Raw genomic sequence first — 13,623 nt, 5'->3', positions numbered from 1 at the left:
GAGGTGAATTGAACAATGAACCCCGATCCGCGCAGGAAAACGATCAGCAGTCCGTACATTCACCGACTGCAACGACGCCATTTCCTGCTGTTCGATATTCTCCCGATCATCGGCACGGTCGTCGCCTTCGCCTTCCTGGCGGTCCGGCCTTTCGGTTGGCTGGAATTCGCCCTGCTGTTCACGATGTGGCTGCTCACCGGACTCGGCGTCACGGTCGGCTATCACCGGTTGTTCACCCACCGCACGTTCAAAGCGGCGCCGTGGGTGGCGTGGGTACTCGCGATCCTCGGTTCGATGGCGGGCCAGGGGCCGGTCATCTCCTGGGTCGCCCTGCACCGGCGCCACCACGAATACAGTGATCGCGAAGGTGACCCGCACTCACCCAACCTCGCCGGTGGCGGTCTGCGTGGTGCCCTGATCGGCCTGGCCCACTCGCACTTCCTGTGGATGCGCCGCCATGAATACCCGAACGTGGTGCACTACGCGCCCGACCTGATCAAAGACCGCGGTCTGGTCCGTATCGCCCGCCTCTACTACTACTGGGTTGCCCTCGGGCTGTTGCTCCCGACCGTTGTCGGGGGCCTGGTCTCGATGAGCTGGACCGGCGCGGTCGCCGGCCTGCTGTGGGGCGGGCTGGTGCGCATCTTCGTCCTCGAACACATTGTCTGGGCGATCAATTCCTTCCTGCACATGTTCGGTACCCGCAACTACGAATCCCGCGAGAACAGTCACAACGGTGGGGTATTCGCCCTGGCGACGCTGGGGGAGTCGTGGCACAACAATCACCACGCCTTTCCCGAATCGCCCTCTTTCGGATTGGACTGGTATCGACTCGACCCCGGTTTCTGGCTCATCCGAACACTGGCATTCTGCGGTCTCGCCTGGGACCTGAAAATGCCGTCAGCCGAACGCATGGCAGCCAAGCGAATCTAAGGAATTCTCACCGTGGATACGAGTAAAGAAGCCATTGTCACCTGGTGTCAGGAATACCTCGCGGGTCTGCTCGAGGTACCGGCCGCCACCATCGACCCGGCCACCGATTTCGACCGCCTCGGCATCGACTCGGCCCTTGCCGTCGCGCTGCTGATCGAGGTCGAGGACCGCTACGGAGTCGATCTGGCACCCGAGGACCTGTTCGACAACCCGAACCTCGACGCTGTCGCCGCCTACCTGCACGAGCAGAGCCGGCGGAGTGTGGGGTAGCGATGCCGGTGCATACCGAGCGGTCCACCGCGGCCGCCGCAGCGATCCGTCACCACTACGACGCGGGCAACGACTTCTATCGCCTCTGGCTCGACGAGTCGTTGACCTACTCCTGCGCACTGCGCGAAAATCCGGACGACACACTGGAACTCGCGCAGGACCGCAAACTGCGCTGCCATCTGGACGCGATCGACGCCGAGCACGCCACCGCCGTCCTCGACATCGGCTGCGGATGGGGCGCGATCCTCGCGCGGTTGGCCGGAGCCGGCGTGGCCAGGTCCGTGGGGCTGACGCTCAGCCCCGAGCAGGCCGAGTTCGTCCGGTCGCGCGCGCATCCCGGCGTCGAAGTGCGAACCGAGAACTGGCTGCACTACGAGCCGGACACCCGATTCGACGGCATCATCTCGATCGGTGCCTTCGAGCACTTCGCGACCCCGGACGATTCACCGGACGAGAAGATCCGGGTGTACCGGGAGTTCTTCACGCGGTGCCGCGACTGGCTGACGCCCGAGGGCACACTGTCGCTGCAGACCATCGCCTACGCGAACATGTCCCGCGACCGAGCCAGCGCCTTCATGCAACAGGAGATCTTCCCCGACGCCGACCTGCCGACCCTGGCCGAGATCACCGCCGCGGCCGAAGGACTGTTCGAGGTGCGCTCGATCAGCAACGGGCGCCTCGATTACGCCTGGACGTGCGAACAGTGGGCACGCAGGCTGCGGGCGCACCGCGCCGAAGCCACCGCGATCGTCGGCGATGATGTGGTGGCCCGCTACGAGCGCTACCTGAAACTGTCGGCGCTCGGTTTCCGGATGGGCAAGATCGGCCTGCTGCGACTCGTGCTGGTGCCGTATCGCACCGGATTCTTCGCCGGCCATGGTGGGCGGTCGGCATGAGCGCGCCCGAATCCGCCGCGCCGACCAGGGCGCGGGTCCGGTTCAACCCGTTCGGTGCCGAATTCCGGCACGACCCGTATCCGCTGTACCAGCAGTTGCGCGAGGCCGAACCGGTGCACCGGACGCTCGGCATGTGGGTGCTCACCCGGCATGCCGAGGTCCGCGGGGTACTGCACGATCGCTCGTTCAGCGCCGGTCTGATCCCCACTCTGGTGAGCAGGCAGGCCGAGCGGCTCGGGCACTGCAGCGTCGCGCAGATCGAGCGGCTCGGGCGAAAGTCATTGGTGTTCACCGACAACCCCGATCACGCGCGGCTGCGCGGATTGGTGAACCGGGTGTTCACCGCCAGGTCCGTGGAGTCGCTGCGCCCGCTGGTGGCCAGGATCGCCGGCGACCTGATGGAGCGGGCCTGGCGCGACGGTGGCCTGGATGTCATCGCCGACCTGGCCGGGCCGCTGCCGGTGGCCGTGCTGTGCGAGTGGATGGATCTACCCGCGGAGTTGCACGCGCGGGTCGGGCCGTGGACCCACGACATCCGATTCCTGCTCGAACCCGGGATGATGAAAGCCGGGGACTTCGAACAGGTCTGCGCTGTGGTCGAGGAGTTCGCCGCCGCCGTCGACGCCGTATTGCCCGAGCGTCGAGCTCGGCCCGGCACCGATCTGATCAGCCAGTTGCTGGCCGCCCGAACCGGGGGCGGCGATGTGCTGACCGACGAGGAAGTGGTCTTCGTCTGCATCATGTGTTTCGTCGCGGGCAACGAGACCACCACATCGCTGATCGGCAACGGCACTCTCGCGCTGCTGCGGCACCCCGAGCAGGCCGCCCTGCTCCGGCGCGGACCGGAATCGGTCGAGGCGGCGGTCACCGAGGCCCTGCGCTACGATCCGCCGCTGCAGCTGACCAAGCGTCTGGCCACCCGCGATGTCGAGCTCGGCGGTGCCAGGATCTCGGCGGGCGAGCAGATCCTGGTGTGCCTGGGCGCGGCCAACCGCGACCCCGCCGTCTTCGCCAGGCCCGACGAGTTCGACCTCACCCGCACCGGTGGCGGACATCTCGGCTTCGGCCACGGTATGCACGGGTGTCTCGGCGGACTGCTCGCCGAACTGCAGGCGCAGGTCGCCTTCGAGTACCTGTTCGTCCGTTCGGAAGCGCTGGCAGCGCGATCGGACGAATTCCAGTGGCAGGACCACAGTTTCATCGTGCGCGGCCTGAAAGGCCTTCCCGCCGATGTGCGGCGGGCCCGATGACGGGCACCGGACTGGCCAAATCGTGGTTGCGCGGCGCCGCCGGCTCCGCGGCGGTGCGGCTGGTGTGTATCCCGCACGCTGGCGCCGGGGCCTCGTCGTTCAACCGCTGGCCGGACCTGTTCGGACCTGAGATCGGCGTCGTCCGGGTCCAGCTCCCCGGCCGTGAGGACGTCGCACAGCATCCGCCGCTGCACCGGGTCGGCGAGGCAGTCGACGAATTGGCTTGTCAGATCACCCGATCGGGAGCTTCGCCGGTCGCACTCTACGGCCACAGTATGGGCGCGCTGATCGCCTATGAACTCGCTCGCGCGCTGACAGTCGCCGGCCGGCCACCGGTTCACCTGTTCGTATCCGGTCGCCGGGCACCACACCTGGCGGCGAGTCGCGCGGTCCTGCATCGCTTGCCCGACAACGACTTCGCCGCCGCGATGGCCGCGATGGGGGCCTGGGGCGCGGCGGGCCGAAGCGCGAGTTTCCTGCGGTACGCGCTGCCGCTGACCCGGGCGGACCTGGAGCTGTCGGAGGAGTACACCCATCGGCCGCGGCCCCGGCTCACCTGCCCGATCACGACGTTCTACGGCGCCGAGGACCCGATCGCCGATCCGGACGAGGTGTGGGCATGGGGCGCACTGACCGACGGCTTGTTCGCCACGCACGAGTTCGCCGGCGATCACCTGTTCCACCATCGACATCGTGCGGCCGTCGCGGCGATCATGACCGCCGCCCTGACCTGAGGACCGACGTGCAGCTATTCCCCGACATCCTCGCGCGTCGCGCGGCCGACGACCCGGATCGCATCGCCTACATCTTCCTCGACGACAACGGCGCCGAGCACACCACCACGACCTATCGTGAACTCCACGAACAGGCGACGGCGGTGGCGGGACTGCTGCGCGCACGGTGCGAGCCGGGCGAGCGTGCCCTGCTGGTCTTCCCGCAGTGCGTCGAATTCATCACCGCCTACTTCGGCTGCCTCTACGCGAATATCATCGCCGTGCCGGTGAATCCGCCCCGCCGTGGCAAAGTCCAGGACGCGACCCGCGCGATCGTCGCCGACTGCGCGCCTACTGCCGTGCTGACGATCGGCGGGCTGCTCGAGCCGCTGCGATCGGTGCTCGAGCCGCTCTGTACCGCGCGGCAGTGGCTGGCTGTCGACGAGTTGGCCACGGCGGACGCCTCGTTCACCCCGTCGGTCGCCGATCCGGATTCCGTGGCATTCCTGCAGTACACCTCCGGGTCGACCGCCGCGCCCAAGGGTGTCATGGTGACGCATCGAAACCTCGTAGCCAACGAGGAGATGATCCGGCACAGCTTCGGGCACGACCGGGAGTCCACCGTCGTCGGCTGGGCGCCCTTCTTCCACGATCAGGGCCTGATCGGCAATGTGCTGCAACCGGTGTACGTCGGCGCGACCTGTATCCAGATGTCGCCGAGCACCTTCATCCGGCGGCCACTGCGCTGGCTCGAGGCCATCTCGCGCTATCGCGCGCACACCAGCGGCGGCCCGAACTTCGCCTTCGACGCCTGTGTCGCGCGCGCCGCCGCGGCGGGCGAACTGCCCGATCTCGACCTGAGTTCGTGGAAGGTCGCCTTCAACGGCGCCGAGCCGATCCGGGCCGAGACCCTGGACAGGTTCGCGAAAACCTTCGCACCACTGGGCTTCAGCGACCGATCGGTGTTCCCGTGCTATGGGCTCGCGGAGGCCACGCTGCTGGTGTCGGCGAGCGGGAAGGGACGTGGTCCGCGGTTGCTGGACGCCGACATCGATGCGCTCGCCGATCGACGCTACGTCGCGGCCGCGGTGGATCGGGGCCGCACGCTCGTCGGCTCGGGTTCAGTGCTGCCGGGCGAGGACCTGCGCATCGTCGACCCGGACACCGGGAACCTCTGCCCGCCGGATCGGGCCGGCGAGATCTGGGTAGCGGGTGACCATGTCGCCCAGGGCTATTGGGGCCTGCCCGCGGCGACCGCCGAGACCTTCCACGCCGCCGACCCCGCGCGCACCTACCTGCGCACGGGCGACCTCGGCGTGGTCGTCGACGGTGAGCTGTACGTGGTGGGCCGGCTCAAAGACATGATCATCATCCGGGGCCGCAACTATTACCCCCACGACATCGAGCACACCGTGCAGCAGGCGCACCCGGCGCTGCGGCCCGGCAGTGGCGCGGCGTTCGCGGTGCCGGGTCGCGACGGCGAGAAGCTCGTCGTCGTCCAGGAGATCAAGCGCGACGCCGACGCCGACGCCGACGACATCACCGGCGCCATCCGCGCGGCGGTGCTGGGGGAGCACGAACTCGCCGTCGCGGACGTGGTGCTGGCCGCGCCGGACACGGTGCGCAAGACGAGCAGCGGAAAGATCATGCGAGCAGCGGCAAGAAAGCGATACCTGGAATGAGCACCGAGACCTTCGTCTTCGACCCCACCACACCGGGTTTCGCCGACGACCCCTATCCGCACTACGCCCAGCTCCGCGCCGCGGGACCCGCGCAGCGACATCCGCTCGGATTCTGGATCATCTCCCGCCACGCCGACGTGGCCGCCCTGCAGCGCTCACCGCACTCGGTCGACGAGCAGCACCTGCGGCATCTGCCGGCCTGGAAGAGCGGCAGCACCGAGGTCCGCAAGGAGAGCCGCGTCATGGGCGGGCTGTCGATGCTGGATCAGGACCCGCCCGACCACACCCGGCTGCGCAGGCTTGTCTCGAAGGCCTTCACACCCCGCTCCATCGAATCGCTGCAGCCGCGGGTCGAGGAACTGGTCGAGGAAGCACTGATCCGCATCGCCGCGGCAGGCACCGCGGATGTCATCGCCGAACTCGCCTTTCCGCTGCCCTTCACCATCATCTCGGAAATGCTCGGCATCCCGGTCGGCGAGCACACCCGGCTGCGCGAGCTCACCGAGATCGTCGTGCTGGTGTTCGAGCCCTTCGCGAGCCCGCAGACCCAGGCCGGGATCAGAGCCGCCAACCAGGAACTGTTCGGGATGGTCCGCGAACTGATCCGCTGGAAACGCGCCACCCCCGGCGACGATCTGCTCACCGCGCTGATCAGCGCCGAGGACAACGGCGACATGCTCAGCGAGGACGAACTGATCTCGCAGGTGATGTTCCTCTACATCGCAGGCCACGAGACCACCGTGACCCATCTCGGCAGCGGAATACTGTCGCTGCTGCGGCATCCGGACCAGGCACGCAGGCTGCGGACCGAGCCCGATCTGGCGGCCGGTGCCGTCGACGAGCTGATGCGCTTCGACACCCCGGTGCACCTGATGCGGCGAATCACCCTCGCGCCCTTGCACATCGGCGAGCACGAGATCCCGGCGGGTAGCTGGGTGATCGGCGCCCTCGCCGCGGCCAACCGAGACCCGGAATTCTGGGGCGCCGACGCCGACGAACTGCGCCTGGACCGGCCGAACGCGCACCAGAACGTCTCACTCGGCGCAGGCATCCACCACTGTCTCGGTGCGGCCCTGGTCCGGATGGAGGCCCGGATCGTGTTCCCGCGCTTCGTCACCCGCTTTCCCGAGGCCGCGGTCGTCGATCTGACCTGGAACGGCCGGATCAATCTGCGCGGCCTCGCGACACTGACGATCGCGGTGTAGCGGTCAGCGGGGCTGCTCGGCGGGTACCGAGAACCGCATGCCGGGCCGGCTCAGGTGCACTGGCCCGTCGAACTCGGCGGACACATCAGCGCGGCGAGCCTGCTGCCACGCGTCCTGCGCTGAGCCGAAGTGCGTCAGGACCACCGAGCGCGCACCCGCGGCCGCGGCGGCGCGCCCGACTTCGGTGGCCGAAAGATGGCCGTGTGGTGTGCGATCCGGCTCGACGAGGGTGGACTCGGCGAGAAAGATGTCGACATCGGCGGCGAGGGCGACCAGATTGTCGTTCCAGCCGGTATCGCCGGTGAACGCGACACTGCCGGTGGGGCTTTCGATACGGACGCCGCAGTCGGGCTCGCTGTGCACCATGGGAACCAGTTCGATGCTGCAGTCGGCGAGCGCGTGGGCCGCGCCGCGCTCGTACTCGATGACCTCGTAGGCCAGGTCGAACGCCCGGTTCAGATCGGGGTAGGTCCGCACCGGGAACAGCGCCGCGAGCTGGTCCAGCTTCGTACGAGCACCTTTCGGCACGAACAGCTTGATCCGGCGATCCGGCGCGTCGGCCGCTCGGCGCATCGCCTGCTTGCCGATCGGCAACACGTCGTAGCAGTGATCCAGGTGCAGGTGGCTGATGACCACCGCGTCGAGCAAGCTCGCGTGCAGGTACTTGCCGAGCATCACCGCGACCCCGGGGCCACAGTCGAGCAGGACTTTCGACTGGCCGGTTTCGACCAGATAGCCCGAACTGGCGGCGCCGTCGGCGGGCATACCGGCTCGATTTCCGACGATGGTCAGGTGCATTCGGCGTACCTTTCGACACGGACGTTTCCGTGCCCGACGGTATCGAGGAGAACGAGCCCGGCCGACTCGCATCGAATATTCCGATCCGTCCATCGCATTTGCTGATCGAATCGACTGCATCAGCGCTCTGACCTGGGTAGTTACCCCCGATCGCATTCGGTGTGAGCCGCATTCCGGAATGTCTGGTGTCCGGCACCGAATACCGTTGATCAACGTGTGCGAGTAGGTGCTGGGAAAATGAGAACGGGGATTGTGATGACAAACGGTGCGACGTCTTCGATGGACCGCGAATTGCCGCTGCGCGGTGCGGTGAACGCGCGGGATCTGGGCGGGTTGCAGACGACGGACGGGCGGTCGGTGCGCCGCCTGCGGGTGTTGCGATCGGACCTGCTCACCGGGCTGGACGCCGCGGATGTGTCGTTCCTGCTGAGCGAATGTGGTCTGCGCACCATCGTCGACCTGCGCGCGCCCGGTGAGATCGGCACGGACGGAACGGGTTCGGTGATCGATGCCGTGGCGACCTATCGGAACCTGCACGTGTACGGCGCGGATCGGGTGCGGCTCGACCTCACCGAGGTCTCGCCCGACGGAAGCATGTTCGACCGGTACTGCGAATACCTCGAGCACAGCAGCGAGAACATCGCCGCGGTGCTGAGCCTGCTCGCGACCCCGGGCCAGTTGCCCGCGCTGATCCACTGCGCCGCGGGCAAGGATCGCACGGGGGTGGTGATCGCCCTGCTGCTCGCCGTCGCCGGGGTGCGCGCCGATGACATCATCGCCGACTACGCCGCGACCACCCCGAACATCGCGGCGCTGCGGGCCCGGAGCGCACAGGCGGATGGCGCGGTCGATCGGCTCCCCGCCTGGGTTTACGCCGCCGACGCGACCACCATGCGCCAGTTCCTGGCGCACCTGGATGCCGAGCACGGCGGCCCTGCCGAGTGGGCGACCCGTGCCGGTCTCGACCAGGCGACGCAGCGGCGGTTGGCCGACAACTTGCTCTGTGACTGAGGTCACAAAACGACGGCGATTCCGTCCCATTCTTCCCGGAACATTTTCTAATGCTTGGGAAGTTCTTTACTATTAACGCGACTCTGTGTCTGGGGTCCGAGCTCTTCGAGCAGTGCCGCAGATCCGCCGTTCGCTCGCAGCTCAGCATCAATTGCCAGTGCATGTTCGACCGATGAACCGGGAGCTCACCCGCCCCGGCGAAGGAGAATGATGACCGACAATGATCCGGGCACCACTACTACCTCCACGACACGCACGCTGTCGTGCGTGTCACTGAAATCGGTTCTCCAGCAAGACCTTCCAGCATCACTCGTAGTCTTCCTCGTCGCCCTGCCGCTGTCGCTCGGGGTGGCCCTGGCCTCCGGCGCGCCGGTCGTCGCCGGGCTTATCGCCGCCGCCGTGGGCGGGGTGGTCGCCGGGTTACTCGGCGGCTCGAAGGTTCAGGTCAGTGGGCCGACCGCGAGTCTCGCAGTCGTCGTGGCGGGGGCGGTCCAGCAATTCGGTTGGGCCGCTATGTGTTTCATCACCGTCGGCGCGGGTGTCATCCAGATCCTGTTCGGGCTCAGTCGCATCGCGCGCGCCGCGCTCGGCATCGCGCCGGTCGTGGTGCACGCGATGCTCGCCGGCATCGGGGTGGTGATCGCGCTGCAACAGGTGCACGTCCTCCTCGGCGGAACGACGGTCAGTTCGTCGTGGGCCAGCATCGTCGCGCTGCCGCGTCAGGTGATGTCGGTGCAGAAGGGTGATCTGTTCGTCGGGCTGCTCGTGATCGCCGTACTGATCGGCTGGCAGTACCTGCCGCGCCGGGTACGGGTGGTGCCCGGTCCGCTGGTCGCGGTGGCGCTGGCGACGGTGGTCTCGCTGGTGCTGCCGGTGACGGTGGAACGAGTTCGCCTGGACGGCTCGCTGCTCGACGGCATCGGATTGCCCGCGTTGCCGCACGGTGGGTGGCTGCCGCTCGCGCTCACCATGCTCACCATCGCCCTCATCGCCAGCGTGGAGACGCTGCTCTCGGCTGTGGCGGTCGACAAATTGCGCCCCGACCAGCGCACCGACTTCGACCGGGAACTGCTCGGTCAGGGTGCGGCGAACATGGTCTCGGGCGTGCTGGGCGGCCTGCCGATCGCGGCGGTCATCGTGCGCAGCATCACCAACGCCAACGCGGGCGCGCGCAGCAGGGCGGCCACTGTGCTGCACGGTGGCTGGATCCTGGTGTTCGCGATCGCGCTGGTCGGCCTGGTCCGCCAGATTCCGACAGCGGCGCTGGCCGCGCTGCTGGTGCTGATCGGGGTGCAGCTGGTGAAGCTGGCGCACATCAAACGTGCTCGCCGCACCGGCGACATCTATGTGTACCTGGTCACCGTGATCGCCGTCGTCGCGCTGAACCTGTTGCAGGGCATGGTGATCGGACTCCTCGCCTCGTTCGCGCTGCTGCTGTGGCGGGTCGTGAAGTTCACCATCACCGCCGCACCGCGCGCCGACGGGACCTGGCTGGTACGCATCGGGGGCACCTGCACCTTCCTGGCCGCGCCCCGGCTCACGACCGAACTGGCGAAGGTACCGGCGGGGGTGGACGTGACCGTCGAACTGAGCGTGGACTTCCTCGACCACGCAGCGTGCGAGTTGCTCTCGGACTGGGCCGATGCCCGTGAATCCGGCGACGGCACAGTCGACTTCGTCGAACTCGGCGCCGCGCGGATGGCCCGCACCAACGACGGACCGCCCGCGCACGGTCACGCGCGCAAAGCGAACGACGAGGCGATCCGGCCGTGGCGTCGCAGCGGCGGGGTCGACCCGATCGCCGCGGGCATCGCGGCCTACCACAGCCAGCACGCGCACCTGATGCGTCCACACCTGGACGGGTTGCGGCACCGGCCCGATGCCGACACCTTCTTCCTGGCCTGCGCCGACGCCCGCATCGTGCCCAACGTCATCACCAACAGTGGCCCGGGCGACCTGTTCACGGTGCGCAATGTCGGCAACCTGGTGCCGGTCGGCGGCTCCGACGTTTCGGTGGAAGCGGCGCTGATCTACGCGCTAGACAAGCTCGACGTGCGCTCGGTGGTGGTGTGCGGGCACAGCGGCTGTGGCGCGATGGAAGCGCTGTACCGGCAGGTGCAGGCCGGGCCGGGACTCGACGACTGGCTGGCCAACGCCCAGCCCACGCTGACGGCGTTCCACGCCGGTCACCCCGTCGCCGAGGCCGCCAGGCTGGCGGGCTTCGGTCCGATCGACCAACTCGGCATGGTGAACGTGGCACGGCAGGTGCAGACCCTGATCGACTATCCGGCGGTGCGCAGCGGCATCCAGGAGCGCGGGGTCGCGGTGTCGGGTCTGTTCTTCGACCTGGCGACCGCGCGGGTCATCGAGATCACCGCCGACGGGATCGCCGAGTTCGACGAGGCTCGTCGCGCGGCAGCCGAACCGGTGTAAAGGGGGATAGTTGTGGCTCACACCACAGACTGCCTGCCGTTATGGCGAGACCCACTGTTTCTGCGGCACACTGGCTTTGCCAATTCTTTACCAATAGGTTGGATCCATCTTCGACCCGGTTCGACGTTGCACCGGGGTCCCCTTTGCGTCACCACCGCCTTGCGATGATCGGCCTCGGCCCAGCGCCGGGAGCCGGCGAAGGAGAATCATGTCTGTCGAAAACGATCTTGCTCCGCCCCGCGCGGACGGCCCGTTGAACGAGTCGTCCCGCCCCGCATGGCAGCAGACGCTGCTGCGTCACGATCTTCCCGCCTCCATCGTGGTTTTCCTGGTGGCACTGCCGCTTTCGCTCGGCATCGCGGTCGCCTCCGGCGCACCGATCGCCGCCGGTCTCGTCGCCGCCGTGATCGGTGGTGTGGTCGTGGGCTTGCTCGGCGGCTCGGTCCCACAGGTCAGCGGTCCCGCCGCGGGCCTGACCGTGGTCGTCGCCGAGTCCATCGCCCAATTCGGTTGGCGCATAACCTGTTTCATCGTGGTCGCCGCCGGCGTGCTGCAGATCCTGTTCGGGCTCAGCCGGATCGCGCGGGCCGCGCTCGCCGTCGCGCCCGTGGTGGTCCACGCCATGCTGGCCGGTATCGGCATCACCATCGCCCTGCAGCAGATCCACGTGCTGCTCGGCGGTTCCTCGCACAGCACCGCGCTGCGCAATCTGATCGAACTCCCCGGTCAGCTGCTGTCGCTGCACGGCGACGACGCGCTCGTCGGCGCCGTGGTGATCGCGGTGATGCTCGGCTGGAAGTACGTACCACCGAAGCTGCGCGCGGTGCCCGGCCCACTGGTCGCGGTGCTCGTCGGCACCGTGCTCTCGCTCGGCCTGTCCGACGTCGAGCGCATCGCGTTGAGCGGGTCGATCTTCGACGCGCTCGGCCTGCCGGAACTGCCTTCGGGCAACTGGTCCGCCATCGCCATGATGGTGCTGACCATCGCCTTGATCGCCAGCGTGGAGAGCCTGCTCTCGGCCGTCGCCGTCGACAAGATGCACACCGGTCCGCGCACGAACTTCGATCGGGAACTCATCGGTCAGGGCACAGCGAACGTCGTGTCAGGTCTGGTCGGTGGCTTGCCGATCACCGGTGTGATCGTGCGCAGCGCCACCAATGTGCAGGCGGGCGCGCGCACGAGGGCTTCGACCGTTCTGCACGGTCTCTGGATTCTGTTGTTCTCGGTGGCGCTGGTCGGCCTGGTGGAACAGATCCCCAAGGCCGCGCTGGCGGGCCTGCTCATCGTCATCGGCATGCAGCTGCTGAAACTGGCGCACATCCGGTTGGCCCGGCGCACCGGTGACCTGCTGGTCTATGTGGTGACTGTGCTCGGCGTGGTGTTCACCAACCTGCTGGAAGGCGTTGTTATCGGCTTGGGCCTGGCGTTCGGCCTGCTGCTGTGGCGAGTCGTGCGGGTGCACGTCCACGCGAAGCCGCTGGCCGGCGGGGACTGGCAGGTCCACATCGACGGTTCGTGCACCTTCCTCGCGTTGCCGAAGCTGTCGGCCGAGCTGGCGAAGGTGCCCGCAGGCGTCGATGTGACGGTGGAGATGACCGTCGACTTCCTCGACCATGCCGCGTTCGAGGCGATCGAGGATTGGCAGCGCCAGCACGAAAGCACCGGTGGCCGCGTCGATTTCGTCGAGATCGGGCACGCTAAGATGGCCGATACCCCGGCCGCGCCACCGACGCGCGCGCTGGGCCGGGTCGCCATCGACGACATGCTCCGGCCGTGGCGGCACCAGAAATCCGGCGGCGACGCCATGACCGCGGGTATCGCGGCCTTCCATCGCGGCCACGCGCATGTGGTGCGTCCGCACCTGGACGGCATGCACCAGGACCCGGATTCGTTCTTCCTCACCTGTTCGGATTCGCGAATCGTGCCCAATGTGATCACCAACAGCGGCCCGGGTGACCTGTTCACCGTTCGCAATGTCGGCAATCTGGTGCCGGTCAGTGGCGACGATTCGGTCGAAGCGGCACTGAGTTTCGCCTTGGACTCGCTCGCGGTCCGTTCGGTGGTGGTGTGTGGGCATTCCTCCTGCGGAGCGATGAAGGCCGTCCACTCCGCGGCCGACACCGGCGGTGGGCTGGGTTCCTGGTTGCGTCACGCCGAGCCGGCGCTGCAGCGGTTCCGCGCGGGTCATCCGGTAGCCGTCGCCGCCAGGGCAGCCGGGTACAGCGAGGTGGATCAGCTGAGCATGGTCAATGTCGCCGTGCAGCTCGAGACGCTGGGCCGCAATCCCGCGGTGCGCCGCGCTGTCGCCGAACGTGGCCTGACGGTGTCGGGGCTGTTCTTCGACATCGCGGGTGCGCGGGTGCTCGAGGTGACCGTCGACGGGGTCGGTGCGATCGACGATCACGCCGCGCTCGCCGTCACCGTGTGACGTG

General features: G+C 67.8%; 11 protein-coding genes. 10 read left to right on the top strand and 1 reads right to left on the bottom strand.

All coding sequences use genetic code 11. The features are described 5' to 3' along the window. The first annotated feature begins 15 nt into the window (after nt 1–15). The 7 genes from ACWZHB_RS17175 to ACWZHB_RS17145 are packed head-to-tail and all read left to right on the top strand — an operon-like array spanning nt 16 to nt 6,949. Nucleotides 16–933, top strand: a complete 918-nt coding sequence (locus tag ACWZHB_RS17175) for an acyl-CoA desaturase (RefSeq protein WP_427908928.1) — start codon at nt 16–18, stop codon at nt 931–933. Nucleotides 934–945: 12 nt separating this feature from the next. Then, entirely contained in the window at nt 946–1,203 is a 258-nt protein-coding gene (locus ACWZHB_RS17170; RefSeq protein ID WP_358063050.1) for an acyl carrier protein, read from the top strand. A 2-nt stretch (nt 1,204–1,205) separates the two neighbouring features. Beyond that, entirely contained in the window at nt 1,206–2,099 is an 894-nt protein-coding gene (locus tag ACWZHB_RS17165) for a class I SAM-dependent methyltransferase (protein ID WP_427908927.1), read from the top strand. Further along, nucleotides 2,096–3,349 (top strand): cytochrome P450, encoded by a 1,254-nt coding sequence (locus ACWZHB_RS17160; protein WP_427908926.1) that lies wholly within the window; start codon nt 2,096–2,098, stop codon nt 3,347–3,349. The genes ACWZHB_RS17165 and ACWZHB_RS17160 overlap by 4 nt, the downstream gene beginning before the upstream one ends. Next, nucleotides 3,346–4,083, top strand: coding sequence for a thioesterase II family protein (locus ACWZHB_RS17155; RefSeq protein ID WP_427908925.1), 738 nt, complete (start codon nt 3,346–3,348; stop codon nt 4,081–4,083). Before ACWZHB_RS17160 ends, ACWZHB_RS17155 begins: the two co-directional genes overlap by 4 nt. An 8-nt stretch (nt 4,084–4,091) precedes the next feature. Continuing rightward, a complete protein-coding gene (locus ACWZHB_RS17150) occupies nt 4,092–5,744 on the top strand; it encodes a fatty acyl-AMP ligase (RefSeq protein ID WP_427908924.1) in 1,653 nt (550 codons plus the stop codon). After that, nucleotides 5,741–6,949 (top strand): cytochrome P450, encoded by a 1,209-nt coding sequence (locus ACWZHB_RS17145; RefSeq protein WP_427908923.1) that lies wholly within the window; start codon nt 5,741–5,743, stop codon nt 6,947–6,949. Before ACWZHB_RS17150 ends, ACWZHB_RS17145 begins: the two co-directional genes overlap by 4 nt. A 3-nt stretch (nt 6,950–6,952) precedes the next feature. On the opposite strand, the gene ACWZHB_RS17140 is transcribed toward ACWZHB_RS17145, so the two are convergent. Continuing rightward, entirely contained in the window at nt 6,953–7,747 is a 795-nt protein-coding gene (locus ACWZHB_RS17140; protein ID WP_427908922.1) for an MBL fold metallo-hydrolase, read from the bottom strand. 255 nt (nt 7,748–8,002) lie between these two features. Here ACWZHB_RS17140 and ACWZHB_RS17135 point away from each other — a divergent pair, with 255 nt between their 5' ends. The 3 genes from ACWZHB_RS17135 to ACWZHB_RS17125 all read left to right on the top strand — a co-directional run bounded on the left by ACWZHB_RS17135 (nt 8,003) and on the right by ACWZHB_RS17125 (nt 13,619). After that, nucleotides 8,003–8,758: a tyrosine-protein phosphatase gene (locus tag ACWZHB_RS17135; RefSeq protein ID WP_427908921.1), complete on the top strand. Its 756-nt coding sequence runs from the start codon at nt 8,003–8,005 to the stop codon at nt 8,756–8,758. 207 nt (nt 8,759–8,965) lie between these two features. Next, nucleotides 8,966–11,191 carry a SulP family inorganic anion transporter gene (locus ACWZHB_RS17130; protein WP_427908920.1) on the top strand — a complete coding sequence of 742 codons (2,226 nt, stop codon included), beginning with the start codon at nt 8,966–8,968 and terminating at the stop codon, nt 11,189–11,191. Between the two features lie 208 nt (nt 11,192–11,399). Next, nucleotides 11,400–13,619, top strand: coding sequence for a SulP family inorganic anion transporter (locus tag ACWZHB_RS17125; RefSeq protein WP_427908919.1), 2,220 nt, complete (start codon nt 11,400–11,402; stop codon nt 13,617–13,619). Nucleotides 13,620–13,623: the final 4 nt, after the last annotated feature.

It is taken from the genome of Nocardia sp. FBN12 (genome assembly GCF_054031145.1).
The sequence above is the reverse complement of the archived record's forward strand: the minus strand, read 5'-3'. Positions and strand labels throughout refer to the sequence as shown.